The organism is Actinomyces weissii, from assembly GCF_016598775.1.
In the GTDB taxonomy this organism is placed as follows: domain Bacteria; phylum Actinomycetota; class Actinomycetes; order Actinomycetales; family Actinomycetaceae; genus Actinomyces; species Actinomyces weissii.
The window spans coordinates 42,475-68,945 of the sequence record NZ_CP066802.1 but is presented as its reverse complement, the minus strand read 5'-3'; the positions used below and the strand labels follow the sequence as shown (position 1 = coordinate 68,945).

Genomic DNA, 26,471 nt, shown 5'->3' with positions numbered 1-26,471 from the left:
CCACCAGCCCTGGGCCCTCACTGCCCCTGTCAGTCCGTGGAGCGCACCAGCCACCAGGCGGCGTAGGGCGGCACCGGCACCAGGCCGTCCCCCGCCCCCTCCAGGGTGGTGGAGCCGGAGGGGACGGTGTCGGTGAGCACGTCCACCGCCCCCAGCACCCCGTACTCGGCCAGGCGGGCGGCGGGCAGGGAGCGCCACTGGCCGGTCACGTTGTACACGCCCACGAAGCTGCCGCGCGGGTGGTCCCGGAAGGTGACCAGCACGCCGTCGTCGTCCACCGGCGCCACCTGGGTGCGCACCTCGGCGCCCAGCTGGGGCAGGCTGGCCCGCACCCGGCCCAGGTGGGCCAGCTCCTCGAACACCCTCCCGGCCAGGGTCCCGGCGTCGTGCCGCTGCGCCACCGCGGCCGCGCTGAGCACCGGCCTCCCGGCCCAGCGGCAGTCGTGCTCGTGCCCCGGCTCTGTGTCCCAGTTAGGGTCGTTGAGCTGGCCGAGCTCGTCTCCGCTCCACAGCACCGGCAGCCCGCCCCAGCCGTAGACGACGGCGTAGGCCAGGCGCAGCGCGTGCAGCCGCTGCTCGTACCAGGTGCGCAGCTCCTCCTCCCGCCAGGCGGGGGTCTCGTCCGCCACTCCCGCGAGCGCCTCCGCCGCCGCCTCCAGGCCGATCAGGCTGGCGGCGGTGCCCGCGATCCGGCTCTCACCGGTGGAGGGGCTGTGCTGGTAGACCAGGCCGCGCGCGTCACTCATGGGGTACAGGCCCTGGTACCAGTCGGACAGGAAGACCCGGTGCCAGTAGCCGTTGAGGCCCGCCGCCTCGGCGTCCTCGTCCCGGACGGACCAGACGATGTCGTCGTGGCTGCGCAGGTAGGTGACCCAGGTGGCTGCCGGGGGCTCAGCGGGCAGGGAGCGCAGGGCCTGGGAGGCCAGGCGTACGTTGCGGCTGGCGAGCATGGACCAGATCTGCACCATGAGCGGGTTGTGGGGGGCCAGGTCGGCGGCCTTGCCGGTGTAGCGGCCCTGGCCCAGGTACTGGATCAGCTCGGTGGGTACCGCGTCGGCGTCCACCTCCAGGGCCACGGCGGGGCAGGCCACCCGGGTGAGGGCCTTGAGCACCTGGGTGACGGCGTGGACCTCCGGCTCGCCCTGGCAGTCGGTGCCCTTGCGCTTGATAGTGAAGGGCAGGCCGTCCAGGCGCAGCACCTCCACGCCCCGGTTGGCCAGGTCCAGGACGGTGCGGGCGTACTCGTCCATGACCTCAGGGTTGCGCCAGTTCAGGTCCCACTGGAAGGGGTTGAAGGTGGTCCACACCCACCCGGCGGCCTGCTCGTCCCAGGTGAAGCTACCAGGGGCGGAGGCGGGGCCCAGGTCGGGCAGGGTGGCCTCGTACTGGTCGGGCTCGGTGCGGTCGGGGAAGATGTGGAAGTAGCGGCGGTAGCGCTCCTCCCCGGCGCGGGCGCGGCGGGCCCACTCGTGCTCGCGGGCCACGTGGTTGAGCACCACGTCCACCGCCAGGCTGATGCCTGCGCGTCGCAGGGCCTCGGTGAGGTGGGCCAGGTCCTGCATGGTGCCCAGGGCGGGGCTGACGGTGGTGTGGTCGGCCACCGCGTAGCCGCCGTCGGAGTCCCCGGGGCGGGGGGTGAGCAGGGGCATGAGGTGCAGGTAGGTGACCCCGAGCTCGCGCAGGTAGCTGATGCGCTCCTCCACGCCGCGCAGGCTCCCGGCGAAGCGCTCGGTGTAGGCGGCGTAGCCGATGCGTCCAGGCTCCTGGAGCCAGCCGGGGGCCAGGCTGCGGGTCAGGTCCAGGCGCCGCAGCCCGGGGTCGCGCTCCACGTAGGCGCGGGCGGCGGTGGCAAGCAGGGGGGCCAGGGCCTGGCTGGCGGCTGGTTCCCCGTAGAGGGTGGACAGGCCCTCCGCCAGGTCGGGGTACCAGCGCTCGACCCGCGCGTGCAGGACCTGCCGGGCGGTGGCGTCCAGGCTGGTGTCGGGGCCGGTCACGGCGTCGACGGCGTCGCGCACGACTCCTGGTAGCCGGGCCCCCCAGGTGGGTGCGGCAGGCGTGGTCTGGGTGTCGCGGCTCACAGTCATGCTTCCATAGTGACCGATCTGCGCCTGCCACGGGAGGGGTTCGGGGGATCTTGCGGCACCGGCTGGCACGCTGGCTGCCGGTACCTGGGCGGCGACGGCGGCGTCGTCCACCTGCGAGCAGGCTCCGCCCCACAGGCACCTGCTACTAACTGCTAATTTAGCCTAAATTAGCAGTTAGTAGCAGGTGGGTGGGCCTGGCAGACGCCTGGAGGCAGCAAGGCGTCACCAACAGGTGGGCCAACTGGCGGTCCGGCCCCGGTTCAGGGCACAGTGGCCGCATGACGAATCAGCGAACCCCTATCACCCTGGCCATCGCGGGCTCGGAGGCCTCTGGCGGTGCCGGCGCACAGACCGACCTACGGACCTTCACGCAGCTGGGCGTGTTCGGTTGCGTGGCCCTGACCTGCATCGTGTCCTTCGACCCCAAGCAGGGCTTCGACCACCGCTTCGTACCCATCGACCCGCAGGTGCTCACCGACCAGGTGGAGGCCGCCGTCGGTGTACACGGGCAGGTCGACGCCGTGAAGATCGGCATGCTGGGGACCGTCCCCACCATCGAGGCGACGGCGCAGGCCCTCAAGCAGTACCGCTTCCCCCAGGTCGTGGTGGACCCGGTGCTGATCTGCAAGGGGCAGGAGCCCGGGGCCGCGCTGGACATCGACAACGCCCTGCGCGAGCAGGTGCTGCCCCTGGCAACCATCACCACCCCTAACCTGTTCGAGTCCCAGGTGCTCTCCGGCATGGAGGAGATCACCTCGGTGGCCCAGCTCAAGGACGCCGCCAAGCGCATCCACGACCAGGGCGTGCCCAATGTGCTGGCCAAGGCCGGCACCCTGCTGGACACCGGCACCGCCCTGGACGTCTTCTACGACGGCAGCGACCTGGAGGTGCTGGAGGTCCCGGCCATCGGCCGCGAGCGCGTCTCCGGGGCGGGCTGCACCTTGGCCGCCGCCATCACCGCCGAGCTGGCCAAGGGCGCCACGCCCCTGGAGGCGGCCCGTACCGCCAAGGAGGTCGTGGTCTCGGCGATCACGCACCGGATGCACGGCAACGCGCCCTTCGACTGCGTCTACCAGGGCTGCTACCGCCAGGCCTGAGGCCTAAACCGTCACGCTTCCTCCCAGAACGCCAAACCGTGTTGATTCAGGGGGTACCTAAATCAACATTTCCTGGCGTTTCAAGGGAAAGTGATGGCCTCAGCGGCCCGGGGAGACAGCGGGGCGCCACCTGCAGGCCCCGGCTACCGCACGTGCGGCCGCTTGGTACGTGCCTGCCAGCGGGACGCATCCGGGCGCTCCCGCCGCATCCGGGAGCGTCCCGCTCAGGCCCCGCCCTGCTCAGTCCTTGCCCTGCCGGGAGGACTCCTTACCGGGCTTCCCGGAGCGGCTGCGGGGCCGCCCCTCAGCGCCCGCCCCCTTCCTGCCTGCGCCCGCCGTCTCAGTGTCACGCTCTTGTCGCGGGCGCAGCGCCTTGCCGGTGGCGGCGGCCGCCGTGGTGCGGGCGACCTCCCGGGCCACTCCCTCCACACGCCTGCGCTGCGCGGCGTCCAGGCTCTCGACGTCGTCGCCGTCCAGGTCTCGGGCGGCCAGCTCGGAGGGCCGGGACTCGGTGACCAGGTCCGGCGAGTCCCCGGCGGACAGGAACAGGCCCACCCAGGCGGAGCGGGGGTCGGAGTCGATGAACAGCGCCTTGACGAACAGGGTCAGCGGGACCGCCAGGATCGTGCCCAGGGCGCCGATCACCGAGGACCAGAACACCAGGGACAGGAAGGTGGTGGTCAGGTTCAGGCCCACGGCGTCGCCGGTGAACTTGGGCTGGATGATCGACTGGATCACGAAATTGGTAACCGAGTAGATCACCACCACCCACAGGGCGGTCCAGGGGCCGGAGTCCACCAGCGCCAGGATCGCGGGCGGGATCACCCCGATCACGAAGCCGATATTGGGGATGTAGTTGGTGACGAAGGCCAGCAGCGCCCAGGTAACCGCCATCGGCACGCCCAGCCACCACAGCGACAAGCCGTTGAGGGCCGCGACGATCAGACCGAAGATGGTGGAGACCATCCAGTAGGAGCGCACCGACTGCGCAAAGTCCGCCAGCGCGGAGGCCAGGCCGGGCTTGAGCTCCACAAGGGCGGCGGTGCGGCCCTCGATCCTGGACGTGTCAAAGATGATGAAGGCGACCGTTAGCGCCAGCAGGGTGAGGATCGAGCCCATGGAGGAGAGCTGGACCAGCAGCTCCTGGGCCAGCGAGACCGCCTTCTGGGTGTCGATCATGGAGCTCAGCTGCTTGAGCAGCGTGTCCTGGTCCACCCCCACCTTGACGAGGTGGCGCAGGACCTGCCCCCACAGCTGCTGGAAGCGCTCGGAGTAGCCAGGCAGGGTGTCCACCAGCTGGGCCACCGCCACCCCCAGGGCCACGAACATGGCCATAACGAAGGCGAAGATCGAGGCCAGCGCCAAGGTCGCGGCCAGCAGCCGGGGCACGTGCCGACGCACCAGCCAGGACACCATCGGCCGCACCGTGATGACCAGCGTGAGGGCGAAGAACGCTGGGCCGATCAGGCTGCGCACAAAGTACACGCCCACCGCCGCCACCGTGAGCATGGCCATTACGGTGGCAATGGACTCCCCCTGGCTGCGGGGGGACGGTACGTCCGGGACGACAGGGCGTCTGGTTCTAACGGTCATAGGACGATCCTCCCACGCAGCCACCACTTGGTCACGGATTGAGAGGCAGCCGCCCCAGCCAGCGCTCCACGGCGGAGTAGTACTGCCGAGGACGGGTGCTGCGCACCTGGTGGCCTGCGCCGTCCACCAGCACCACCTGGACACGGGGGTTCAGCTGCCGGGCCCGGGCCAGGCCGTCCTCTCCCAGCCGGGCGCTGGCGGGCTGGTTGCCGGTCAGCAGCAGGGTGGGTACGCGCAGCGCCGCCAGGGCCTCTTCCCAGGGCACTTCCGGGGCCACGACGCCGGTGCGCAGCAGTGCGGGGTCACAGCACTGGCTGGCCCATACGCTGGGCAGCACCTCCAGGAGGGGCCTGCCCGCGGCCTGAGCCAGGGCGGTGGTGGGGTCAGCCGCCTGGGCGGCCCGGGCACGTTCCCGTGCCGCCCCCCTGGCCAGGAGCTCTGCCTCGCTGCGGGTGCCGTACAGGGCGGGGTCCTCCAGGACGACGCCGCTGACCAGCTCTGGGTGGCGTCCGGCCAGCACCATGGCGGTAGCAGCCCCCATGGAGTGGCCCAGCACGACAGGAGGCCGGGGCCTGCCGGTGGTGTCCAGGGCGGTAGGCAGCCCGGCGGCGGCCCGGGCGCGGGCCTGGGCGGCCAGGTCCTCCAAGACGGCGCGCAGGTCCTCCACCAGGACCTCCCCGGCGCGTTCCAGCTGTGCGGCGCCCCAGCGCGGGGACAGGCCGTGACCGCGGGCGTCCAGGGCCACCACCCGGTAGCCGCGGGCGACCCAGTGCCGTACGGCCTCCGCCTGGGCGGCCGCGCAGCTGGTGACGCCGTGGAGCAGCACCAGGGTGGGGGCTCCCGGCTGCCCGGCCTCGATGCGGGCGAGCGGCTCAGGCGGGAGGGCGACGCCGGGGGCGGGCGTCGGGGTGGTGGTGCGCACGGCTGCGACAGCCGCGGGGGTGGCGGCAGCAGCCCTGGAAGCGGACGTAGCAGCGGCGGGAGTGGACGTGGCGGCTGCGGCAGCCGTGACAGCCGTGGGGGCGGCGGCCTGCGGCTGGGGCCACGGACTCGCGCCCGCCGTAGGGTCAGGGGACGCGGTGGCTCCGGGCACGGGCTGCGTATCGGCGCTGGGCATGTGCTGATTGTGCCTGGGGCGCCGTCGTAGCCTGGGTTCATGAGTGAGCACAGCGAGTCCTGCCCGCAGACCAGCAGCCCCCGGACGAAGCCTCGTATGAACGTGGAGTCCTTCAACCTGGACCACCGCCAGGTGGCGGCGCCCTTCGTGCGGGTGGCGGACCGCAAGCGCCTGCCCGGCGGTGACGAGCTGGTCAAGTACGACGTGCGTTTCTGCCAGCCGAACCAGGAGCACCTGGAGATGGCGACGGTGCACTCGGTAGAGCACCTGGTGGCTGAGCTGATGCGCAACCACACCGACCGCCTGGTGGACTGGAGCCCGATGGGCTGCCAGACCGGCTTCTACGCCCTGACCCTGGGGCTGGAGCCGGCAGAGTTCCTGCCTCTGCTGGAGGCCACCTGCCAGGACGTGCTGGCGGCGACGGCGGTCCCGGCCGCCAACGAGGTGCAGTGCGGCTGGGGGGCGAACCACTCCCTGGCGGGGGCGCAGGCGGCGGTGGGCCGGTTCCTGGCCGCCCGCGCGCAGTGGGAGACGGTCATCCCCGGTCAGCAGCCTGGGTGAGGTCCGGGGGCGGGGCGGCTCAAAAGGGCGAGGTGGACACGGCCCTGGGCCTAGACACCCACCTCTGGGGTTTGCCTATCTAACTGGGTTATTTCATCTTGGTCACTAATCTTGCAGGCGTGGCGCATAAGCGGTTGAATAATCCGCACAAAGGGCACCCAAACCCTCAACCCCCTTCTACCCCCTGTCAGGATGGAGACATGACCATCCCCAGTGCGATCACACCGGGAACTATTGACGTCGAGTCAGTTCTCCCCACCGTCCCGACCCTTCTCGGACCTGGCCGCCGTGTCCTGCTCACTACGGTCGGCCCGGACGGCGCCCCGCACACCCAGCCGGTCCTGATGCTGGCGGACGCGGAGAACCGCTGCGGCTACGCGAGCCTGCTGACCAAGGCGACCTCCAGCAAGGTGGCGCACGTGCGCTCACACTCCCGGGTCACCCTGGCTGGCTCCACGCCGCAGCCCTGCTGGGGGCGCTTCTCGATCGAGGCGAAGGCCCGCGTCGTAGAGGTGCCGCAGGCCCTGGGCGGACCCTCGGTGGTGCGGATAGAGTTCGAGCTGCTCTCCGCGCGCGTCTGGGTGATCTACTCATCCGCCCCGCGCGACAACGAGGTCTTCGAGATCCCCGTGGCCTGAGCCCGGCTACCCGCCCCCTGGGCCGTAACCGCAGGCCAGCGGCCGCCACCGCTCCGCAACCGCCCGGGCACGGCCCGCAGCCGACCGAAACGGCCCCGCACACAATGAGGGTGCTAGACCTCCGCAAGGAACGGCTTGGCAACACGGCGTCTACAGTGATCCCGTGAGCACCCTGACTGTCAGCAACGCCCCCCTGGCCCGCGAGGTATTCGGCCCCACCACCGACCCCACCGCCCCGCTGCTGGTCCTCTCCCACGGCATCACCGACAGCGCCGCCTGCTGGGTGGAGGCCGTAGAGGCCTGGGTCGGGCAGGGGTACCGCGTGCTGGCCCTGGACGCCCGCGGGCACGGCGCCTCCCCCCGCTGGGAGGAGCCCGACCTGGCTACCCCGGAGCTGGCTGGCGAGCGCCTGGTGCAGGACCTGACGGAGGTCCTGGAGCAGGTCCACGCCCAGGGGCTGGACGGTGAGGGCCCCGCCTCCGGCCCGGTGGTGCTGGTCGGCCACTCCATGGGCGGGGTGACCTCCCTGGTGGTGGCGGCGCGTCGGCCGGAGCTGGTCACCGCGGTGGTCGCGGAGGACCCGGCATTCACCACTCCCGCCCGCCGCAAGCAGACGCGCGCCAGCGCCCAGAAGCGGCTGCGCACGGTCCAGGAGATCGCCGCCGACCCGCAGGCACGCTTCAACAAGGAGGTCCAGGAGAACCCCACCTGGTCCCACCGGGAGGTCGCCGCCAGCGTCAAGGGAGTGGTGGACTGCGACCAGGCCTTCATCAGGACCGGCTGCACCGGCCCGACGACGTCGTGGCAGGAGGTCGTGGACTCCCTGAGCGTGCCCACGCTGCTGGTGACCGGCACCGCCGAGGACGTCATCGTGGACAGGGACCTGCTGGAGGCGATCACCAAGCGGCAGCCCGCTATCAGCACCGCCGTGGTCGAGGGGGCCCCGCACTGCGTGCGCCGCACCTTCTCCGGTCGCTTCCACTCGGTGGTAGACCCCTGGCTGCGCCACCGTACCCGCCCTTGACCTGCCTGTGGCCTGCGGGCGGTGCACGCAGGCCACGGCCCTAGACCACCGGGACGCCTCAGAACCTGCACCAAGTCCACAGTTTTCTGCCTGCAGCCTATTGCTACCTGAAAAACAGTGCGGCAGTTGGGACTCGCGCCTCCTGCCAGCCCGCCGCCGCGTGGTAGCGTCCGGGGCCAGCAAGCACCTGCTGCCCCGTGAGATAACCGCTGCTTACCCGGCTGCGCCTGCTTGAGCGTGCAACACCGGAACTCTCAGGAGAGAAACTCGATGGCAAAGGCCTTGGCCGACCGCAGCCAGCCCTGGTCGCAGGTGCACAAAGCCCTGCGTGGCGCCCAGAAGAGCAACCGCAACGCCCCGGCGTACTCACGCTGGCTCAACCGCCCCCTGGGCGGCCTGCTGGCCGCCAGCGCCTTCAAGCTGGGCCTGACCCCCAACCAGGTTACCGGGATCAGCGCGGTCTTCACCTTCGGGGGGCTGACCCTGCTGGCCACCACCTCCCCCACCTGGCTGCACGGCCTGGTCGTGGCAGTGCTGCTGGCCCTGGGCTACGCGCTGGACTCCGCCGACGGCCAGCTGGCGCGCCTGCGGGGCGGTGGCAGCCCCGCCGGGGAGTGGCTGGACCACGTCATTGACGCCACCAAGCAGGCCTCCTTGCACCTGGTGGTGGCGATCCTGTGGTTCCGGCACCTTCAGGGCTGGCCGGTGTGGACGGTGCTGGTGCCCCTGGGCTTCTCCGTGGTGGCCTGCGTGTGGTTCTTCACCATGATCCTCACGGACCAGCTGGAGCGGGCCGCAGGCACCAAGCATTCCGGCGCGGTGGCCCAGCAGCCGCGCAGCTCGCTGCTGAACTCAGTGATCGCCACCGGCCTGGACTACGGCTTCCAGGTGGTGACCATGCTGCTGCTGGGCTGGTGGACCGGCTGGCGCTGGCTGTACGTAGGGCTGGCAGTCTTCAACCTGCTGATGCTGCTGGCCCAGCTGGTGCGCTGGTACCGGCGGGTCAACGCCCTGCCGCGCCCCTGAGCCGGCAGGCCACTGCGGCCCTGGCAGGACCCGGCCCCGGCAGCAGGTGCTGAAACAGGCTGCGTCTGGGCAGAGCAGGCGGGACCAGGGCGCACCCCGGCGAGCCGCCGTACCCTGACCCCAGCGGACCGCAACGGGGCGGCCACGCCTGGGCAGACCGCGCCGGGGCGCCGTCGTCGGCAGCGGCCCAGCAGGCTCAGGCCTGGCGGCTGCCGATCTTCCTGGCGGGCACGCCCCCGTAGATGCCGTAGTCCTCGTACTCACCGGCCGTGACCACCGCCCCGGCGGCAATGATCACGCCCCGTCCTATGCGCGCCCCGTCCAGGACGGTGGCCTTGGCGCCGATCCACACGTCGTCGCCCACGCTGATGCCCTGGTGGGTGACGCCCTGCTCCCGCATGGGGCGGGCGGTGTCCGTGTGCACGTGGTTCTCGGAGTGGAAGCTGACGTAGTTGCCGACCATCACGTTGCTGCCGATGCTTATGCCCCCGGCCGCGCCGTAGAGGCAGTCGGTGCCCAGGCCGGTGTTGTCGCCCACGCGCATCCCCTTGCCCAGGTGCTCCAGGCTGCCTACGCACTCGATCCGCGAGTTGCGGCCCAGGGAGACGTTGCTGCCCCACACGACGCCGTCGGTGCTCATGGCGTCCAGGTAGGCGCCCTCAGCGATCGTGCAGCCGCGGCCGCAGCGGAAGCGGCTGGCCCCGCGCAGGCGGGCCCCGCGCCCCAGGAACACCTTGCGGCCCAGGCCGGTGCGGGCCACGCCCCGGGCCTTCATGATGGCGCGCTGCGCCAGGACACCTAGCAGGTAGCTGCCGGGTAGGGCCTCGTCCACGTGGTAGTCGTGGCCTTTGACGGCGGTTATCAGCCTGCCGACCCGCTGGGCTGCGGACTTGCCTGCCATACAGCTGTTCTCCCTCGGTAGTGCGTCAGCACAGGCTAACCCCGTGACGGGGTGGGCAGCGAGTCAGCCAGGCGGCTGAAAGGCAGCAGTTTCAGCGCGGTCCGAGTGCAGCAGCGGCAGCTGCGGGGGCGGCGACGGCGGTTTCAGCGCGGTCCGGGCCAGGTGGCAGGGGCGGGGGCGGCTAGGCTCGGACCCATGAGCAGCTCGAGTTCTGTGCAGAACTGCCCGCCCCGCCCGGTCAGCGCCGTCGTGGTGGTGGCCATGCCGCAGGAGGCCCAGCCTTTCGTGGAGGCCCTGGAGCCGCTGGAGGGAGCGGATCCCCTGCCGCCGCTGCCGGGTCCCGGGGGCGTGGTGAGCCTGGCGCTGCCGCCGGTTCCGGCGGGGCCACGGGAGCTGGTGCTGGTGCGCAGCGGGATCGGCCTGGTCAACGCCGCCGCGGCGCTGGCCACGGTGCTAACCGCCGTACGCCCGGAGATCGTGGTCTCCGCAGGCACCGCCGGCGGGCTGGGACGGCAGGTGGAGGTGGGGGACGTGTGCGTCTCGGACACGCTCAGCTACACCGACGCCGACGCCACCGCCTTCGGTTACGCACCCGGCCAGGTACCTGGTATGCCGGTGCTCTACGCCGGGGACACCCGCAGCCTGGACCTGCTGGGGGGGCGCCTGGAGGCGCTGCGCCGGGCGACCCCGTCCTCCGGGGCGGCCCGCCTGCACCGGGGCCTGATGCTGGCGGGGCAGTCCTTCGTGACGGCGCAGAACGTGGCGGGCACGCGCGAGACCTTCCCGGCGTCACTGAGCACGGACATGGAGTCCACGGCGCTGGCGCAGGTGGCGGCGGGAGCTGGTGTGCCCTTCGTGTCGGTGCGGGGCGTGTCCGACCTGTGCGGCCCGGAGGCAGGCCAGGAGTTCCACATCGGGGTGGAGGAGGCGGCCGCCCGCTCCGCCGCCCTGGTGCTGTCCCTGCTGGCCTGAGGGGGCGCAGCCAGGGCCGGGGAGCGGACCGGCAGGCCGTACCAGCCCCGGGTGGGCCCCACCCGCCCAGCGGAACCGGGCTGGATACACTCAGGAGCATGAGTCGTGGACTGGGGACCTTGAAGGTGGAGGGGCTGGCGTCGATCCGCAACCTCACGCTGGACCTGAGCACGGAGGTGACCGTGCTGATCGGCGCCAACGGCTCCGGCAAGTCGAACCTGGTCAGCGCCCTGGAGCTGGTGGCCCGTATCTGGGACGGCTCCTTCCAGGAGTACCTGCAGCAGCGCGGCGGCATCAGCAACCTGCTGTTCGAGGACGCCCAGACCCGGGCCGGGCGCGTCCGGATCGAGCTGACCTCCGGCTTCAACGAGGAGGACAAGCGCAACGGCTACCGGGTGGAGCTCCGGGAGGACTGGAAGGACACGGACCTAGCCACCTTGCACGAGTGGCTCCTGTTCCAGGCTGGGCGGGACCGGGAGCGGCCCTTCGCGGAGGACCTGGGCTCGGGCACCAGCAGCCAGGTCCGCAGCCTGTCCGAGTCGGCGGCCGGGGACCGGCTCAGCGGCTTCGCCAAGCACGTGGGCCCGATCCTGCAGGGGTGCCGGGTCTTCCACTTTGACGACGTCTCAGCGACCGCGCCGGTCAAGAGCTGGTCCACCCTGGGTGACGACCTGGCCCTGCGCTCGGACGCGCAGAACATCGCCGCCTACCTGTACAAGGTCAAGGAGGAGCACCCGCAGCACTACCGGCGCATCGTGACGGCGGTGCGGCACGTAACCCCGTTCTTTGACGACTTCGTGCTGGTGCCCAGCAAGAACGAGCGCATCCGCCTGCGCTGGCGCCAGAAGGGTATGGACCGGGTGTTCTCAGCACGTGAGGCCAGCGACGGCACGCTGCGCTTCATCTGCCTGGCGACGCTGCTGCTGGGCCCGGACCTGCCTGCCACCGTGGTCCTGGACGAGCCCGAGCTGGGCCTGCACCCGGCGGCTATCGGCCTGCTGGCGGAGATGACACGGGTGGCGGGCCGCAACGGCCACAAGGTCATCCTGGCCACCCAGTCCGTGCCGTTGCTGTCCCACTACGGGGTGGAGGAGGTGGCGGTGCTGGAACGGGTCGACGGCGCCACCCAGGCCAGGCGGCCGGACCCCGCACAGCTGGAGGGCTTCCTGGAGGAGTACTCCACCGGGAACCTGTGGGAGATGAACCTGCTGGGAGGCCGCCCCGCAGCCGAGGGGAGCGGCGCATGAGGAAGGTCCTCGTGCTGGTGGAGGGGCAGACCGAGGAGGAGCTGGTCAAGAACGTGCTGGCTCCGGCAGCCCTCTCACGAGACGTCCACCTGGTCCCGTCGGTCGTCATCACGTCAGCGAGCTCCGCCGCGACCCACCGGGGTGGTGGCAGCTGGAGTCACTATGAGAAGCGGCTGCGGCAGTTCCTGGCCACCAGCTACCTGAGCAAGGTCGGTCTGCTGCTGGACTACTACGCCTACCCCAAGGACGCCCCGGGGCAGGCCCGCTGCTGGTGGCTGAGGCCGGCCTGCAGGCCGTGCTGGAGCGCTGCCCCACGTTCAGCGCCTGGTGGGAGGACCTGCTGGCCTGAGGGCGGCCTGAGCGGCAGACGTACGGCAGGTCTGCCGTGCTCATGTACGGGAAGCCCCCATACAACCTGTGCCCGCTCACACCTAGGCATCGCACGCTTGGGCGTGAGCCGCCTGGCCGCCCCGGCGTCTAGGGGTGCGCCTGCAGGTGCTGCTCCACGCGCTCGACCTTGGCGGTTAGCTGGCCGGTCCAGCCGGGGCGGATATCGGCCTTGAGCACCAGGGCCACGCGCGGGCTGACCTCCGCCACGGCCTGGCAGGCGGCCTTGACCACCGCCATGCACTCGTCCCACTCCCCCTCCAGGGTGGTGAACATGGAGGTGGTCTCGTTGGGCAGGCCGGAGGCGCGCACGACGGCGACGGCGCGCGCCACCGCCTCGCTGACCGAGCCGTCCGGCGCGTCGGTGGTGGTGGGGGACACGGAGAAGGCCACAAGCACGCCCCCAGCCTATGCCCCCGGGGCCCTTTCCCGGCCGCCGTGGCCCGCTGAGGCTCCGGCCCGGTTCAGGCCCGGTTCAGGCCCCAACCGGCCCCGCCAGGCACCATCTAGTCCCCTGCCCTGCCCCGCCAGTCCCAGACCAGCCCCGGCCTCCCCCGCTTCCCTACTCGTAGGCGGGCTCGGGGGCGACGTCGCGCGCCATGTTGGCGAAGCGCGCCATATGCCCCTGGAAGGCCACCGGGATCGTGCGGGTCTCACCGTTACGGTGCTTGGCCACGATGATGTCGGCCTCGCCGGGGCGCTGCTCGGGGTCGTAGTAGCTGGGCCGGTGCAGCAGCATGATGATGTCAGCGTCCTGCTCCAGGGAGCCGGACTCACGCAGGTCGCTCATCTGGGGCTTCTTGCCCTCACGCTGCTCCGGCCCACGGTTGAGCTGGGCCACCGCGATCACCGGGATCTCCAGCTCCTTGGCCAGCAGCTTGAGCTGGCGGGAGAACTCGGAGACCTCCTGCTGGCGGGACTCCACCCGCTTGCCCGAGCTCATCAGCTGCAGGTAGTCGATCACCACCATGCCCAGGTCCTCCTGGTCCTTCATGCGGATGCACTTGGAGCGGATCTCCGGCATGGTCAGGTTCGGGGAGTCGTCAATGAACAGGCGGGCCGAGTCCACCGGGTTGTAGGCCTGGGCCAGGTCCAGCCAGTCCTGGTCGCTCATGGACATGCCGCCGCGCAGCTTGGTCAGCTCCACCGCCGCCTCCGCGGAGAGCAGACGCATCATGATCTCCATGCGGCCCATCTCCAGGGAGAAGTAGCAGCTGGTCTTGCCGTGCCGGATGGAGGCGGAGCGGCAGAAGTCCAGCGCCAGGGTGGACTTGCCCATGGCGGGGCGGGCCGCCACGATCACCATCTGCCCCGCCTGCAGGCCCCCGGTCAGCTCGTCCAGCTCGGTGAAGCCGGTGGGGATGCCGGTCATCTGGTTGGCGTCGCGGGACTGGGCGACCTCGATCTCCAGGTTGACGGCGTCCAGCAGCTGGCCGATGGCCACGTAGTCCTCGCTCTGGCGCTTGTGGTTGACGTTGTATACCTCGGCCTGGGCCTGGTTGACCAGCTCCTCGACGTCGCCGGGCTGGGAGGTGTAGCCCAGCTGGGTGACGCGCGTGCCCGCCTGCACCAGGCGGCGCAGGATCGCCTTCTCCCGCACGATCCGCGCGTAGTACCCGGCGTTGGCGGCGGTGGGCACGCTCATGATCAGGGTGGACAGGTAGTCCAGCCCGCCCACGCGCTCCAGCTGGCCGTGCTTGGTCAGGGCGTCCGCCACGATCACCGGGTCCACGGGCTCACCGGCGGAGTAGATCTCCGCGATGACCTCGTAGACGGTCACGTGGGAGGGCAGGTAGAAGTCGTCGGCCACCAGCTCGGACTGGACTACGGCGATCGCGTCCTTGCTCAGCAGCATGGAGCCGAGCGTGCAGACCTCCGCGTTGAGGTCCTGGGGCGGCATCCGGTCAAAGGCCTCGCTCAGCGGCGACGCCGCCGCCTCCTTGTCCGTGCTGGCGGCCCGGTTGCGCGGGTCGGTCGAGGACACGGACGCCCCCTGTCCACTGACGCTCATCTGGCCTCCTGCCCCTTGGCTCCAGCGCTTCACACGGACCGGTCGCGTCGGCCCGGGCACGCTGGGCTCGCGACAATAGCGGCGCCCGCGCGGTACCGCAATCAGCAGGTCGGACGATGGTGTGGACAGGTCCGGGAGCCACTGTGGAGATCCGGGTCCAGCTTGGGGACAAGTGGTGGGTAAACCTGTGGACTACTGTGGAGACCATCTCCGGCAGAGGTCCGGCAGGCAGCTGATCCTCCCTGCTATCGCAACACTTACCTGCGCCAACGCAGCCTGTGTCCGACTTGTTCGCTAACAGTTTGGAAATCTGTGGACAAGTGGACATCTCTGTGGATGAACCTCAACTCCGTCTTGAGGTGACCCGTGAGACACTGCCGTCCCCCAGCACTGAAAGGCCACCGTGAGCAGCCACCCCGCCACGCTCGACCGGCGCATCCTGTCCCTGGCCCTGCCCGCCCTGGGGGCCCTGGTGGCCGAGCCCCTGTTCGTGCTGATCGACTCCGCCATGGTGGGGCACCTCGGGGCGGTCAGCCTGGCGGGCCTGTCCCTGGCCTCCACAGTGCTGACCACCCTGGTGGGCCTGTTCGTGTTCCTGGCCTACGCCACCACGGCCACCACCGCCCGCCTCTTCGGCGCCGGGCAGCGCCAGGCGGGACTGCGGGCCGGTCTCGACGGCGTCTGGCTGGCCCTGGCCCTCGGGGTCCTGGCCGGCTCGCTGCTGGCGGCAACCGCCCCCTGGGTGGTGGGCGCGCTCGGCGGCCAGGGGGCCGTAGCCGCGGCCGCCGTCGCCTACCTGCGGGCATCAGCGGCCGGGGTGCCGGGGATGCTGGTGGTCTTCGCCGCCACCGGCACACTGCGGGGCCTGCTGGACACGCGCACGCCCTTCGTCGTCGCCACCGCCGGGGCGGTGCTGAACGTAGCCCTGAACACCCTGCTCCTGTACGGGCTGGGCCTGGGGATCGCGGGCTCGGGCCTGGGGACCGCCCTGGCCCAGACGGTTATGGGCCTGGCCCTGCTGGTGCCCCTGGTCCGGGCCGCCCGGGCGGAGGGGGTCAGCCTGCGCCCCAGCGGCACCGGCCTGGGAGGCTCCCTGGGGGCGGGCACGCCCCTGCTGGTGCGCACCGTGTCCCTGCGGGCCGCGATCCTGGCCACCGTGTGGGCGGCCACCAGCCTGGGCCAGGCACCCCTGGCCGCGCACCAGGTGGTCAGCACGGTCTGGGGCCTGGCGGCCTTCAGCCTGGACGCGCTGGCCATCGCCGCCCAGGCGCTGGTGGGCAACGCCCTGGGGGCCGCCGCAGCCGACCAGGAGAGGCCGCCAACCGCTCCGCAAGAGCCTCAGGCAGCCCCGAGCCAGCCGGGGGTGGACGCGGTGCTGCGGCGCTGCCTGGCCTGGGGCGTGGGCGCCGGGGTGGTGATCGGGGCCGTGGTAGCCGCCGCCAGCCCCTGGCTGCCGCTGCTGTTCACCAACGACGCCGGGGTCCTGGCAGCCGCCCGCCCGGCCCTGCTGGTGGCGGCCTCCGCCATGCCCCTGGCCGGGGCGGTGTTCCTCTTTGACGGGGTGCTCATGGGGGCGGGCGACGGCCCCTACCTGGCACGGGCCGGGATAGCTACCCTGCTGCCCTACCTGCCCGCCGCCTACGCCGTCGCCCACGGCTGGCCCACGGGCGGCGGCACGGGGCTGCTGTGGCTGTGGGGGGCCTTCGCCTGGCTGTTCATGGGCGCACGGGCCCTGACCACGGGCCTGCGCGCCCGCTCCCAGGCCTGGAGGCACTGAGGGCAGCGGGGCACCCGGGGCGGGTAGGCAGCAGGAGGGCCCGTCACCGGCGATCCGGTGACGGGCCCTCCAGACTCAGTACGGCTGCCCTCAGCGGGCGGCGACGACGTTGACCTCGATCGGGGCCACGACGTCGGTGTGCAGGCGCACGGTGGCGCTGTGACGGCCGGTGGACTTGATCGGCGGCACGATCTGAATCTTGCGGCGGTCCACGGCGGGGCCGCCCGCGGCCTTGACAGCCTCAGCCAGGTCAGCGGTGGACACGGCGCCGAAGAGGCGGCCGTTCGCACCCGCGGTGGCGGAGACGGTCACGACGTTCTCGTTGAGCCAGGCGCGGGCGGTCTGCGCCTGCTCCAGGGACTCGATGCTGCGCTTGCGGCGGGCCTCGGCCATCTGGTCGATCTGGCGCTGGGCGCCCTTGGTCCAGGGGGTGGCCAGCTTGCGCGGCAGCAGGTAGTTGCGGGCGTAGCCGTCCTTGACGTCCACGACCTCACCGGCAGAGCCCAGGTGGGCGACGTCGTGCGTGAGAATGAGCTTGGTGGTCATGCGTGGGCCTCCGATCAGCGAGCAGAGCTCGAGTAGGGCAGCAGAGCCATCTCGCGGGCGTTCTTCACGGCCTTAGCGATCTTGCGCTGCTCCTGGACGGAGACACCGGTGACGCGGCGCGCACGGATCTTGCCACGGTCGGAGATGAACTTCCGCAGCGTGGCGGTGTCCTTGTAGTCGATGACGCCGACCTTGATGGCCTTGACCGGGCCGATCTTCTTCTTCGGCTTACGAAGCTGAGGCTTCGCCATGTTGGTACTCCTTGTTTAGAGCGCCGGGGCGCTCAGTTACGAGATTGGTGTTGGTGGTGGGCGCAGGCGCCCAGGTGATCGTCCGAGAGACGGTGCCGGTCAGGACCGGTCAGAACGGGGGCTCGTCACCGAAGGAGGTGCCGGTGCTCCACGGGTCGTCCGCGGCGCCTCCCTGGGGGGCGTTGTAGGAGGCCTGGCCTCCGCCGAAGCCGCCCCCCTGGTTCTGGCCACCGTTGTATCCGCCGCCGCCCTGGTAGCCCCCCTGGAAGCCGCCAGAACCCTGGCCGCCGCCGTTGTAGCCACCGCCCTGGCCTCCGGGACCACCCGCACGTGGGGTGCGGGTGACCTCGGCCTTGGCGTAGCGCAGCGAGGGGCCGACCTCGTCGACCTGCAGCTCGTAGACCGTGCGGTTCTCGCCCTCACGGGTGGTGTAGGAGCGCTGGGTCAGGCGGCCCTGCACGATCACGCGCATGCCCTTCTTCAGCGAGGAGGCCACGTTGTCGGCCGTGTCCCGCCACACCGAGCAGGACAGGAACAGCGCCTCGCCGTCCTCCCACTGGTTCGTGTTGCGGTTGAAGGTCCGCGGCGTGGAGGCCACACGGAAGGAAGCGACCGCCGCACCGCTAGGGGTGAAGCGCATCTCCGGGTCCGCCACCAGGTTACCGACGACGGTGATTACAGGCTCTCCGGTCATGCTTTCCTCCGTGCTCTCAGGATTCTCGGACGGGTACGGCTCAGGCCTCGGGGCGCAGCAGCTTGGTGCGCAGGACGGACTCGTTCAGGCCGAGCTGACGGTCAAGCTCCTGGGCGATCTCCGGCGTGGTGGTCATGTCGACGACGACGTAGAAGCCCTCGGACTTCTTCTTGATGTCGTAGGCGAGACGACGCTTGCCCCAGATGTCGACCTTGTCCACGGTCCCACCGTTGCTGGGGACGACCTGCAGCAGCTTCTCGAGCGACGGAGCGACGGTGCGCTCGTCCGTCTCGGGGTCGAGGATGATCATGATCTCGTAGTGACGCATGCTTGGTACCCACCTCCTCTGGTCTGAAGCGGTCACGGTCTTTCCGTGACAGGAGGGTGATGCGTGCGGCCGCGGGTGACGGGCGGGTGCCCGGCAGCGCAGCCAGTCCAAGAGCCTACCGGAGACGGCGCGCCCCCCGGAAGGCCAGCACCTTCCCGGGGGGCGTGCGCTGCGACACCTCGCAGGCGCAGGGGCGGCCTTGGTCCCGGCACGGGGAGCCTCAACCCGCCCGCCGTCTGCCGTTGCCCTGGTTCTGGCCGTTGCCAGGCGCGAAACCGTTACCCTCAACGTTCCCTCCAGGCGGAGCGGTGGGCTGCTCCGGCCCCGGTTCCACCGGACCCTCCGTGAGGTCCGGCCCCGGTTCGTCGTTGTCCTTACCGGTAGGAGCCGGTACAGGCGCTGGCTGGAACTGGCCTCCGGTCGGCTCCGCCGTCGGCTCGGGAGCCTGCTGGGTAGGCTGCGGCTCCGCCGGGGGCTGCACCGGAACGAAGGTCGGCTCCTCAGCGGGCAGCTGGACCTTGGAGCGCTGCTCCGCACCCTCCAGGCGCCCAGGCCGGTAGGAGCCAGGGGTCCGGCCGGGGAAGTCCGCCACCGGCAGGTCAGCCAGCGCCTTCTTCATGTACTCCGTGAAGATGTCAGCCGGATAGGTGGAGCCGGTGATCTCGTCGTAGTCACCCCAAGGGGTGATCGACTGCTCGGAGCCGTCCGGGCCGGACTGGTAGAGCGTCACCGCCGTCGCCACCTGCGGGGTGAAGCCCACGAACTGCGCCGACTTGTTGTCCGAGGAGGAGCCGGTCTTGCCGGCCACCGGGCGCCCCAGCTCCAGGGCGGTGGTACCGGAGCCGTACTCCACCACCTTGCTCATAGCGAAGGTCGCGTCAGCCATGACGCCGTCCTCAAAGACCTTCTCCCCCACGGTGTCGGGAACGTACACGACCGTCCCCTGGGAGTTGGCCACCGAGCCGACTATGTGCGTCTCGTGCCGGGTCCCGCCGGAGGCGAAGGTCGCGTAGGCGGTGGCGATATCGATCGTGTGCGGGGAGGCTGAGCCCAGCACCGACTGCACCACGGTGTCCATGCCCACGGTGTCCTCCGGGTAGCCGGCCCGGAAGGCGACGTCGTTGGTCTTGTCCGAGCCCAGCTCGTCGTTGAGCTGCAGGTAGGAGGTGTTCACCGAGTGAGCCGTGGACTTGACCATGTCGCACCAGCCCCAGGAGACATTGTCGAAGTTCTCGAAACGGGTGTCATTCAGCCAGATCGGAGACTTTCCGGAGTAGCCGTTCGCCAGGGTCAAACCGTTCTCCAGGCCCGCCACCAGGGCAAAGGGCTTATAGGTGGAGCCTGCCTGGGCGACGGCGTCGGTGGCTGCGTTCACCTGCTGCGTGAGGTAGTCCCTGCCCCCGTAGAGGGCCAGGACCCCGCCGGTGCTGGCGTCGACAGAGACCAGGGCCACCCGCAGGTTGGGGTCCGCCCCCTCCGGGAGGGCCTCCACGGCGGCCACGGCAGCCTCCTGGTCCTCCTTGTCTATGGTGGTGACGATCTTGTAGCCACCGGTGTCCACCCGCTCGTTAGACAGGTCGGCCTTCTCCGCCAGCTCCTTGCGCACCATCTGCAGCAGGTAGCCCTTGGTGCCGGCGTACACCTCGTCGCTCTTGGGGAGGATGGTCTCCGGCATGGAGGTGGCGGCGGCACGCTCCGCGGAGGAGATGTAGCCGTCCTGCTCCATGAAGTCCATGACCCGGGTCCAGCGCTGCTGGGCCTGGGCCGGGTCCACGGCGGGGTCCCAGGCGCTGGGGGCGGGCATGATGCCAGCCAGCAGCGCCGCCTGCGCCGGGGTCAGCTGGTCCGCCCCCACCCCGAAGTACGCCTCCGCGGCGGCCTCGATGCCGTAGGCCCCCCGCCCGTAGTAGACCGTGTTCAGGTAGGAGTCCAGAATCTCGGCCTTGCTCTTCTGCCGGTCGATCTTGATAGCCATGACCGCCTGCTTGAACTTGCCCGAGTAGGAGGAGGTCGTGTCCACGTAGTAGTTCTTGATGTACTGCTGGGTGAGCGTGGAGGCCCCCTGGCGCCCGCCACCACGCAGGTTGTTCACCAGGGCGCGCACGATGCCCTTAGGGTCCACGCCCTTGTTGGTGTAGAAGCTGCGGTCCTCACTGGCGACCACCGCGTCGCCCACGTACTTGGGCACCTTGGTGGTGTCGATGATCTTGCGGTTCACCTCCGCGAAGTGCCCCATCTCGGTGACGCCGTCGGCGTAGTAGACGGTGGAGCTCTGCGCTTGGGCGAACTCGCTGGGCTCAGGCACGTCAATGCTCGCGTAGGCCCATGAGAAGGCCCCGACCGCCGCCCCCATGAACAGCAGGAGAGTAGCCAGGTTGAAACGCCAGCTGGGTATCCAGCGGTGGATCGGGCCCTTGCCGCGCCGGGGGTAGTTGAACACGCGCCGCCAGCCGGTGGGCCGGTCCACGGGCCTGCCAGCCCTGCCTGGTGCGCTGCGGGAGCCGCCCCTGCTGCTGGCTGGACGCTGCTCACTGGACCTGCCTGCGCCGCGGGAGGACTTCCCGGGCTTCCCCGGCAGCCGTCCGGCGTTGGCAGCCTGGGCGAGCTTGCGCCCTACGGGCCGCTCAGGGACACCAGTCGGTTGTGACACGCGCTTCTCGTTTCCTTGTCAGTTTCCCCTGCCGGGGACGGACTGCACCAGTATGGCGGGGTGAAGGAGCCAGGAAAACTGCTGGCAGCCCGTGAAAACTGCTGCACGCGGGGAATCCGTCACCCTGTTGCGAGGTCGGTCACACTGGACTCCACCCGGAAAGGCTGTCACTGGCGGAGGCTTAGAGGCTCCCACGCCGCTCGCTTATCCTTCAACTACCGCGTAATCAAGCCAAAAGCTCCCCAGGCTCAGTAGCAGGCAACCGCTCTAGTCCTCCACCAGTGACAAAAGATCACCCCCGCCGTCGGCGAAACCAGCAGACGGCCCCCGGCCAGTTCCGCGAGGCTGGGGCAATGACCAGCACCAGCACCCCCTCCGTGCCTTGGGCGGAAGCCCCCGCAACGGTTGCCGCCACCACGGGCACAGACCCCGCCCGGGGGCTTACCGCAACCCAGGCAGCTGAACGTCTCGCCGTCAACGGCCCCAACAACCTGCCCTCCAAGCCCCCCACCCCGGCCTGGCGACGCTTTCTGGGACAGTTCCAGGACCCGCTGGTCTACCTGCTGATCGCGGCGATATTCATCTCCGCGATCGCCTGGGTGCTGGAAGGGGCTCACGGCCTGCCGGTGGACGCCCTGGTTATCCTGGCCGTAATCACCCTCAACGCGGTGCTCGGCTTCGTCCAGGAGAGCAAGGCGGCTGACGCGGTCGCCGCCCTGTCAAGGATGACCCAGGCCCAGTCCACGGTGCTGCGCGACGGCGAGAAGCGCCAGGTGCCCTCCGCCGACCTGGTGGTCGGGGACCTGCTCCTGCTCAGCGAGGGGGACCAGGTAGGGGCAGACGCGCGCCTGGTCCAGGCGGCGGCCCTGCGCGTCGTCGAGTCCTCCCTGACCGGTGAGGCGGAGGCCGTGACCAAGACCGCCGACGCCGTCTCCCCCGACGCTGACCTGGCTGACCGCAGCCCGATGGTCTACCGGGGCACCTCCGTGGCCCAGGGCACCGGGCGCGCGGTCGTCACCGCCACCGGCGGCGACACGGAGATGGGGGCGATCGCCCGCATGCTCGACTCGGTGGAGGAGGAGCCCACCCCCCTGTCCAAGGAGCTGGCCCAGGTCTCCCGCACCCTGGGACTGATCGTGGTGGCTATCGCCGTGGTCACGGTAGGGACCCTCCTGCTGCTGGCCCCGAGCATCAGCTCGCACACGGTCATTGACGCCCTGCTGCTGGGGGTCTCCCTGGCCGTGGCCGCCGTGCCGGAGGGCCTGCCCGCGATCCTGTCCGTGGTACTGGCCCTCGGGGTGCAGCGCATGGCCCTGCACAAGGCGGTGGTCAAGAAGCTCACCAGCGTAGAGACCCTGGGCTCCGCCTCCGTGATCTGCTCGGACAAGACCGGCACCCTGACCCGCTCAGAGATGACCATCCAGGAGGTCGCCACCCTGTCCGGCGACACTGTGGTCACCGGCATCGGCTACGCCCCGGTCGGCGACGTGGCCCCCGACCTGGACGGCGACGGGCAGCCGGACGCGGAGCCCCTGGAAGGCCCCCACCTGGAGGAGGTGACCGTGGTGCTGTCCGGGGGAGCCATGGCCTCGGACGCCGAGCTGGCTGACGACGCCGGGGCCTGGTCAGTGATCGGTGACCCGACCGAGGGCGCCTTCCTGGTGGCGGAGCGCAAGCTCGGCACGCACGGCGACCGTGAGGGGCGTTTCGAGCGCTTGGGCGAGGTCCCCTTCACCAGTGAGCGCAAGCTCATGAGCGTCCTTTACACCGACGCCAAGCACGACACCGTGACCATCGTGTCCAAAGGTGCCCCCGACGTCCTTCTTGAGCGCTGCACGCAGGTGCGCCGGGGCCTGGAGGAGGCCCCTCTGGACGACTCCGCCCGCCAGCTGTTCGAGCAGCGGATCGACCAGATGTCAGGTCGCGCGCTGCGTACGCTGGGAGTCGCCTCAAGGCTACTCACGGCCGCCGAGGCCGCACAGGTCACCCAGGTGCTCGCCGCCGGGGGCGAGGCCGACTTCTCCTACCTGGAGCGGGACCTGGTGCTGGCCGGGGTGGTGGGGATCATCGACCCGCCGCGCCCCGAGGCGGCCGCCGCCGTCGCCGAGGCGCACCGGGCAGGCATCCGGGTGCTGATGATCACCGGTGACCACCCGGCCACCGCCGGTCGCATCGCCGCGGACCTGGGGATCGCGGAGCCCGGGGCAAGGGTGCTGACCGGCCGGGAGCTGAGCGTCCTGGGGGCAGAGGAGCTGAACCGTGCGGTGGCGGAGGTGAACGTGTACGCCCGGGTGGCCCCGGAGCACAAGATGCGGATCGTGGCTGCGCTGAAGGCGCAAGGGCACACGGTGGCCATGACTGGCGACGGCGTCAACGACGCCCCCGCCCTGCGGCAGGCTGACATCGGCGTCGCCATGGGCGTCACCGGCACGCAGGTGACCAAGGAGGCCGCAGAGATGGTGCTGGCTGACGACAACTTCGCCACCATCGTGGCGGCGGTGGCCGAGGGGCGACGCATCTTCGACAACATCAGGAAGTTCCTGCGCTACCTGCTCAGCTCGAATATGGGTGAGGTGGTCACCGTCTTCGGCGGGGTGGTGCTGGCTGGGCTGCTGGGTCTGTCGGACCACTCCACCACGGGGGTGGTGCTGCCGCTGGTAGCCACCCAGATCCTGTGGATCAACCTGGTCACCGACTCCGGCCCGGCCCTGGCCATGGGGGTGGACCCCTCCGTGGAGGACGTGATGGGGCGGGCTCCGCGCCGCCCCGGTGACCGTGTGCTGGACCGCACCATGTGGTCGGGGATCCTTATGGCTGGCCTGGTCATGGGGGCCGCCACCCTGCTCACCCTGGACACCTACCTGCCGGGCGGGATCATTGACCTGCCCGGGGTGAGCGTGGACGACCTGACCACTGCCCGCACGGCCGCCTTCACCACCCTGGTGCTCGCCCAGCTGTTCAACACGATAGCCTCCCGCTCCGAGACGGTCTCCGCCTTCCGGCACATGTTCGTCAACCGCTGGCTGTGGGGGGCGGTCCTGCTGGGACTGGTGCTTCAGGTGGCGGTCGTGGAGCTGCCGGTGCTGCAGGCGGCCTTCTCCACGGCACCCCTGGACCTGCACCACTGGCTGGTGTGCCTGGCCATGGGCTCCCTGGTGCTGTGGTTCTCTGAGCTTCGCAAGCTGGTACGGCGCTCCCGGCGGGCCTGAGCGGGGCGGGGCTGGCCCCGCCGCCAGCCCAGAATGTCGGCGGGCGCGGTCCCCCCTGCCCGCCCCGCCGTCGGGTCACCCAGGCCCCGGGTAGCCCCCGGCCGGGCGAGCCGACCGGGGGCTACCTGCTTGGAAACGCAGGCCTCTCTATGCCTCCGCCAGTGTCAGAACGCGCCGTTCAGGCCCAGGTGACGGAATCCAGGTCCACCCCGTTGGCGGCGGCGTTGGCCTCCACCACCTCCTTGAGCCAGGCGGCCAGGCCGGGGGCGACCTGCTCGTAGTGCTGCTTGAAGCGCGGGTCGCAGACGTAGCCGCGGGCCAGCAGGACCTGCTTGGCGTGGGTCACGTCGAACCAGCCCAGGCTGGCCCGGTGCTTCTCCGCGAGCGCGTTGGCGCGGGGCGACCCGGGCTGGACGCCCTCGGCCAGGGCGGCGGCAAGCTCGCGCTCCACCGCCTCCACGCGTTCCTTGTCCGCCTTGAACTCGGCCGGGGTCTTGGCGGCGAGCCGCTCAGCGGAGACCCGCCAGTCCTCCGTGTGGCCCCAGCGCTCCTGCGCCTCGGCCTCCCAGGCGGGGTCCCACTGGTCCCCCATGATCTCGGCGCGCTGCGCGGCGGTTAGCTTCTCTCCCATGGTGTCCTTCTCCATCATCGTGTCCACTGCCCGGAGCATCCGGGTCAGGTGGGCGATGCGCTCAGCCAGCAGCTCGCGCTGCCGGGCCAGGTGCGTGCTGGCGTCCGTGCCGGGGCTGTCCAGCACCTCAGCCACCTGGGCCAGGGGCATCCCGGTCTCCCGATACAGGAGGGCCTGCTGCAGGCGCTCCAGGTCCGCGGGCGTGTAGAGCCGGTAGCCTGCCCGGCTGCGCCCCGACGGCGTCACCAGCCCCACCTGGTCCCAGTGGTGCAGCGTCCTGACGCTGACCCCCACCAGGGCGGCCACCTGGCCTACGGTCAGGGGCTGGAGCCCGTCGTCGTCACGATTGCGCTCCACGGTCACCTCCTGTGCATCACTCACGCAGCCAAGCCTGGTGCCTCACGCCGCGTTAGGGTCAAGCCCCGCGGGCCTGCTTGCCTGGACCTGGCGCCAGTAGCCCACGGCCAGGGCCCACACGAGCAGCAGCAGAGCCGTCTGGAGGGTGCGCGACCAGCCCACGGCGGGCATGACCAGCACCGCCACCCCGGCGGCCAGGCACTCAGCGGTGTTGAACAGGACGTCGTAGATACTGAAGGCGCGCCCCCGGTAGGCGTCGGCCGTGTCCCGCTGCACGATCGTGTCCACCGCGATCTTGGCGCCCTGCACCCCGGCACCAAAGACCACCAGCCCCGCCGTCATCAGGTGCTGCTCGTGGCTGGCGACCAGCAGCAGCTGGCCCAGGCTGCCGCCCAGCAGGCAGGTCACCACCCAGGCCGGGGGCGTAAGGCGCTCCTGGGCCAAGGGCGTGAGCACCACCGCCAGGCCGTGCCCGGCCACCAGCGCCCCCATGAGGGAGCCGAAGACCAGCAGTCCCTGGTCGGCGTCCCCAGGGGCTAGGAGGTTGCGGGAGGCCAGGATGATCGTGACCAGCTCTATGCCGTACACGAAGCGGTGCCCGGCCATGGTGCCCAGCGCCAGGGCGGGGCTGCGCCGGGTCACCAGGTGCCTGACGGCGGCTGCCAGGTCGCTGCCGACGTGGGACAGGGCGGCGGCCAGGGAGCCTGCGGCCGGGTACTGCGGCCCCAGCTCGTCACGACCCAGGCGGGTGCCGGCGGCGGCGGCCCCACCGTAGAGCAGGGCGGCCACCAGCAGGCTGGCGGTGTCCTGCGCCAGTCCGGCAGGTAGGAGCAGGCGCAGCACCAGACCGACGGCGGCCCCCAGCACGATGGCCACCCCGCCCAGGCTGGGCACCAGGGAGTTGGCGGTGAGCAGGCGGCGGGCGTCCACCACCTGGGGCAGGCTGGCGGACAGGACCGCCAGCAGGAAACGGTTCACCCCCAGGACCACCAGGGCGAGCAGGTAGATCGTGGCGCCGGTGCCCCACAGGCCCAGCACCAGGGCGGCCAGCCCGGCCAGGGCCGCCCGCAGCAGGTTGCCGCCCACCAGGGTCTGACGGCGTCGCCAGCGGTCGATGAAGGGACCGGTGAAGGGCCCTACCAGGCAGAAGGGCAGCAGCAGGACCACCAGGGCTCCCGCCACCCCGGCTGCGGTGGTCATGTTCTGGGGGTGGAAGAAGAAGAGGGTGGCTAGTCCGGCCTGCACCAGCCCGTCCCCGGTCTGGCCTGCCAGACGCACGGTGAGCAGGCGCCGGAAGCCGGGCAGCTGCACCAGGTCCTTGAGGTCGTCCACCAGTCGCACCGGCCCATCCTCCCCCGACTTGTGCATTT

At 70.9% G+C, this 26,471-nt stretch carries 23 protein-coding genes; 10 read left to right on the top strand and 13 right to left on the bottom strand.

The window, feature by feature from the left end:
- Positions 1-29: 29 nt before the first annotated feature.
- Entirely contained in the window at positions 30-2,084 is a 2,055-nt protein-coding gene (locus JG540_RS00300) for an alpha-amylase family glycosyl hydrolase (protein ID WP_200275939.1), read from the bottom strand.
- Between the two features lie 278 nt (positions 2,085-2,362).
- Between JG540_RS00300 and JG540_RS00295 the strand changes: the two genes are divergently transcribed.
- Entirely contained in the window at positions 2,363-3,181 is an 819-nt protein-coding gene (locus tag JG540_RS00295) for a hydroxymethylpyrimidine/phosphomethylpyrimidine kinase (protein WP_200275936.1), read from the top strand.
- A 240-nt stretch (positions 3,182-3,421) separates the two neighbouring features.
- Here the strand turns inward: JG540_RS00295 and JG540_RS00290 are convergent, their stop codons facing one another.
- Both JG540_RS00290 and JG540_RS00285 read right to left on the bottom strand, forming a co-directional pair.
- Positions 3,422-4,774, bottom strand: a complete 1,353-nt coding sequence (locus JG540_RS00290) for an AI-2E family transporter (protein WP_200275934.1) — start codon at positions 4,772-4,774, stop codon at positions 3,422-3,424.
- Between the two features lie 31 nt (positions 4,775-4,805).
- Positions 4,806-5,891, bottom strand: a complete 1,086-nt coding sequence (locus tag JG540_RS00285) for an alpha/beta fold hydrolase (protein WP_200275932.1) — start codon at positions 5,889-5,891, stop codon at positions 4,806-4,808.
- 39 nt (positions 5,892-5,930) lie between these two features.
- Between JG540_RS00285 and JG540_RS00280 the strand changes: the two genes are divergently transcribed.
- The 4 genes from JG540_RS00280 (at position 5,931) to JG540_RS00265 (ending at position 9,140) form a co-directional block, all read left to right on the top strand.
- Positions 5,931-6,452: an S-ribosylhomocysteine lyase gene (locus tag JG540_RS00280; protein ID WP_234042820.1), complete on the top strand. Its 522-nt coding sequence runs from the start codon at positions 5,931-5,933 to the stop codon at positions 6,450-6,452.
- A 200-nt stretch (positions 6,453-6,652) separates the two neighbouring features.
- Positions 6,653-7,090: a pyridoxamine 5'-phosphate oxidase family protein gene (locus JG540_RS00275; RefSeq protein ID WP_200275930.1), complete on the top strand. Its 438-nt coding sequence runs from the start codon at positions 6,653-6,655 to the stop codon at positions 7,088-7,090.
- A gap of 163 nt (positions 7,091-7,253) precedes the next feature.
- Entirely contained in the window at positions 7,254-8,114 is an 861-nt protein-coding gene (locus JG540_RS00270) for an alpha/beta fold hydrolase (RefSeq protein ID WP_200275929.1), read from the top strand.
- Positions 8,115-8,384: 270 nt separating this feature from the next.
- A complete protein-coding gene (locus JG540_RS00265; protein ID WP_200275927.1) occupies positions 8,385-9,140 on the top strand; it encodes a CDP-alcohol phosphatidyltransferase family protein in 756 nt (251 codons plus the stop codon).
- A gap of 196 nt (positions 9,141-9,336) precedes the next feature.
- Here the strand turns inward: JG540_RS00265 and JG540_RS00260 are convergent, their stop codons facing one another.
- Positions 9,337-10,041: an acyltransferase gene (locus JG540_RS00260; RefSeq protein WP_200275926.1), complete on the bottom strand. Its 705-nt coding sequence runs from the start codon at positions 10,039-10,041 to the stop codon at positions 9,337-9,339.
- Positions 10,042-10,236: 195 nt separating this feature from the next.
- Between JG540_RS00260 and mtnN the strand changes: the two genes are divergently transcribed.
- The 3 genes from mtnN (at position 10,237) to JG540_RS10685 (ending at position 12,823) form a co-directional block, all read left to right on the top strand.
- Positions 10,237-11,013: a 5'-methylthioadenosine/S-adenosylhomocysteine nucleosidase gene (gene mtnN / locus JG540_RS00255; protein ID WP_234042819.1), complete on the top strand. Its 777-nt coding sequence runs from the start codon at positions 10,237-10,239 to the stop codon at positions 11,011-11,013.
- A 98-nt stretch (positions 11,014-11,111) separates the two neighbouring features.
- Positions 11,112-12,260 carry an AAA family ATPase gene (locus JG540_RS00250; protein ID WP_200275925.1) on the top strand — a complete coding sequence of 383 codons (1,149 nt, stop codon included), beginning with the start codon at positions 11,112-11,114 and terminating at the stop codon, positions 12,258-12,260.
- Entirely contained in the window at positions 12,257-12,823 is a 567-nt protein-coding gene (locus tag JG540_RS10685; RefSeq protein WP_407648328.1) for a DUF4276 family protein, read from the top strand. Before JG540_RS00250 ends, JG540_RS10685 begins: the two co-directional genes overlap by 4 nt.
- On the opposite strand, the gene JG540_RS00245 is transcribed toward JG540_RS10685, so the two are convergent.
- Together JG540_RS00245 and dnaB are read right to left on the bottom strand one after the other, a co-directional pair.
- Entirely contained in the window at positions 12,738-13,046 is a 309-nt protein-coding gene (locus JG540_RS00245; protein ID WP_200275924.1) for a thiamine-binding protein, read from the bottom strand. The genes JG540_RS10685 and JG540_RS00245 overlap by 86 nt on opposite strands.
- Positions 13,047-13,209: 163 nt before the next feature.
- Positions 13,210-14,658: a replicative DNA helicase gene (dnaB, locus tag JG540_RS00240; RefSeq protein ID WP_200275923.1), complete on the bottom strand. Its 1,449-nt coding sequence runs from the start codon at positions 14,656-14,658 to the stop codon at positions 13,210-13,212.
- Between the two features lie 403 nt (positions 14,659-15,061).
- Here dnaB and JG540_RS00235 point away from each other — a divergent pair, with 403 nt between their 5' ends.
- Positions 15,062-16,435 (top strand): MATE family efflux transporter, encoded by a 1,374-nt coding sequence (locus JG540_RS00235; protein WP_200275922.1) that lies wholly within the window; start codon positions 15,062-15,064, stop codon positions 16,433-16,435.
- A 90-nt stretch (positions 16,436-16,525) separates the two neighbouring features.
- Here JG540_RS00235 and rplI read toward each other — a convergent pair whose 3' ends face one another.
- The 5 genes from rplI to JG540_RS00210 all read right to left on the bottom strand — a co-directional run bounded on the left by rplI (position 16,526) and on the right by JG540_RS00210 (position 20,904).
- On the bottom strand, positions 16,526-16,981 hold the full coding sequence (gene rplI, locus JG540_RS00230; RefSeq protein WP_200275921.1) for a 50S ribosomal protein L9: 456 nt from the start codon (positions 16,979-16,981) through the stop codon (positions 16,526-16,528).
- A gap of 14 nt (positions 16,982-16,995) precedes the next feature.
- Positions 16,996-17,232: a 30S ribosomal protein S18 gene (gene rpsR / locus JG540_RS00225; RefSeq protein ID WP_026426343.1), complete on the bottom strand. Its 237-nt coding sequence runs from the start codon at positions 17,230-17,232 to the stop codon at positions 16,996-16,998.
- 109 nt (positions 17,233-17,341) lie between these two features.
- Positions 17,342-17,926: a single-stranded DNA-binding protein gene (locus JG540_RS00220; RefSeq protein WP_200275920.1), complete on the bottom strand. Its 585-nt coding sequence runs from the start codon at positions 17,924-17,926 to the stop codon at positions 17,342-17,344.
- Positions 17,927-17,966: 40 nt separating this feature from the next.
- Positions 17,967-18,254, bottom strand: a complete 288-nt coding sequence (rpsF, locus tag JG540_RS00215) for a 30S ribosomal protein S6 (RefSeq protein WP_200275918.1) — start codon at positions 18,252-18,254, stop codon at positions 17,967-17,969.
- A 220-nt stretch (positions 18,255-18,474) separates the two neighbouring features.
- Complete coding sequence (locus JG540_RS00210; RefSeq protein ID WP_200275916.1) at positions 18,475-20,904, bottom strand: transglycosylase domain-containing protein; 2,430 nt, start codon at positions 20,902-20,904, stop codon at positions 18,475-18,477.
- 353 nt (positions 20,905-21,257) lie between these two features.
- Here JG540_RS00210 and JG540_RS00205 point away from each other — a divergent pair, with 353 nt between their 5' ends.
- Positions 21,258-24,113 carry a cation-translocating P-type ATPase gene (locus JG540_RS00205; RefSeq protein ID WP_200275914.1) on the top strand — a complete coding sequence of 952 codons (2,856 nt, stop codon included), beginning with the start codon at positions 21,258-21,260 and terminating at the stop codon, positions 24,111-24,113.
- Between the two features lie 178 nt (positions 24,114-24,291).
- Here JG540_RS00205 and JG540_RS00200 read toward each other — a convergent pair whose 3' ends face one another.
- Both JG540_RS00200 and JG540_RS00195 read right to left on the bottom strand, forming a co-directional pair.
- On the bottom strand, positions 24,292-25,125 hold the full coding sequence (locus tag JG540_RS00200) for a MerR family transcriptional regulator (RefSeq protein WP_234042818.1): 834 nt from the start codon (positions 25,123-25,125) through the stop codon (positions 24,292-24,294).
- 18 nt (positions 25,126-25,143) lie between these two features.
- Positions 25,144-26,442 (bottom strand): MFS transporter, encoded by a 1,299-nt coding sequence (locus tag JG540_RS00195; RefSeq protein WP_200275912.1) that lies wholly within the window; start codon positions 26,440-26,442, stop codon positions 25,144-25,146.
- Positions 26,443-26,471 lie beyond the last annotated feature (29 nt).

Bases quoted from the DNA above. Each gene is read 5' to 3' on its own strand.
- JG540_RS00300 (WP_200275939.1), bottom strand. From the start codon at position 2,084: ATGACTGTGAGCCGCGACACCCAGACCACGCCTGCCGCACCCACCTGG.
- JG540_RS00295 (WP_200275936.1), top strand. From the start codon at position 2,363: ATGACGAATCAGCGAACCCCTATCACCCTGGCCATCGCGGGCTCGGAG.
- JG540_RS00290 (WP_200275934.1), bottom strand. From the start codon at position 4,774: ATGACCGTTAGAACCAGACGCCCTGTCGTCCCGGACGTACCGTCCCCC.
- JG540_RS00285 (WP_200275932.1), bottom strand. From the start codon at position 5,891: ATGCCCAGCGCCGATACGCAGCCCGTGCCCGGAGCCACCGCGTCCCCT.
- JG540_RS00280 (WP_234042820.1), top strand. From the start codon at position 5,931: ATGAGTGAGCACAGCGAGTCCTGCCCGCAGACCAGCAGCCCCCGGACG.
- JG540_RS00275 (WP_200275930.1), top strand. From the start codon at position 6,653: ATGACCATCCCCAGTGCGATCACACCGGGAACTATTGACGTCGAGTCA.
- JG540_RS00265 (WP_200275927.1), top strand. From the start codon at position 8,385: ATGGCAAAGGCCTTGGCCGACCGCAGCCAGCCCTGGTCGCAGGTGCAC.
- JG540_RS00260 (WP_200275926.1), bottom strand. From the start codon at position 10,041: ATGGCAGGCAAGTCCGCAGCCCAGCGGGTCGGCAGGCTGATAACCGCC.
- mtnN (WP_234042819.1), top strand. From the start codon at position 10,237: ATGAGCAGCTCGAGTTCTGTGCAGAACTGCCCGCCCCGCCCGGTCAGC.
- JG540_RS00250 (WP_200275925.1), top strand. From the start codon at position 11,112: ATGAGTCGTGGACTGGGGACCTTGAAGGTGGAGGGGCTGGCGTCGATC.
- JG540_RS10685 (WP_407648328.1), top strand. From the start codon at position 12,257: ATGAGGAAGGTCCTCGTGCTGGTGGAGGGGCAGACCGAGGAGGAGCTG.
- dnaB (WP_200275923.1), bottom strand. From the start codon at position 14,658: ATGAGCGTCAGTGGACAGGGGGCGTCCGTGTCCTCGACCGACCCGCGC.
- rplI (WP_200275921.1), bottom strand. From the start codon at position 16,981: ATGACCACCAAGCTCATTCTCACGCACGACGTCGCCCACCTGGGCTCT.
- rpsR (WP_026426343.1), bottom strand. From the start codon at position 17,232: ATGGCGAAGCCTCAGCTTCGTAAGCCGAAGAAGAAGATCGGCCCGGTC.
- JG540_RS00220 (WP_200275920.1), bottom strand. From the start codon at position 17,926: ATGACCGGAGAGCCTGTAATCACCGTCGTCGGTAACCTGGTGGCGGAC.
- rpsF (WP_200275918.1), bottom strand. From the start codon at position 18,254: ATGCGTCACTACGAGATCATGATCATCCTCGACCCCGAGACGGACGAG.
- JG540_RS00205 (WP_200275914.1), top strand. From the start codon at position 21,258: ATGACCAGCACCAGCACCCCCTCCGTGCCTTGGGCGGAAGCCCCCGCA.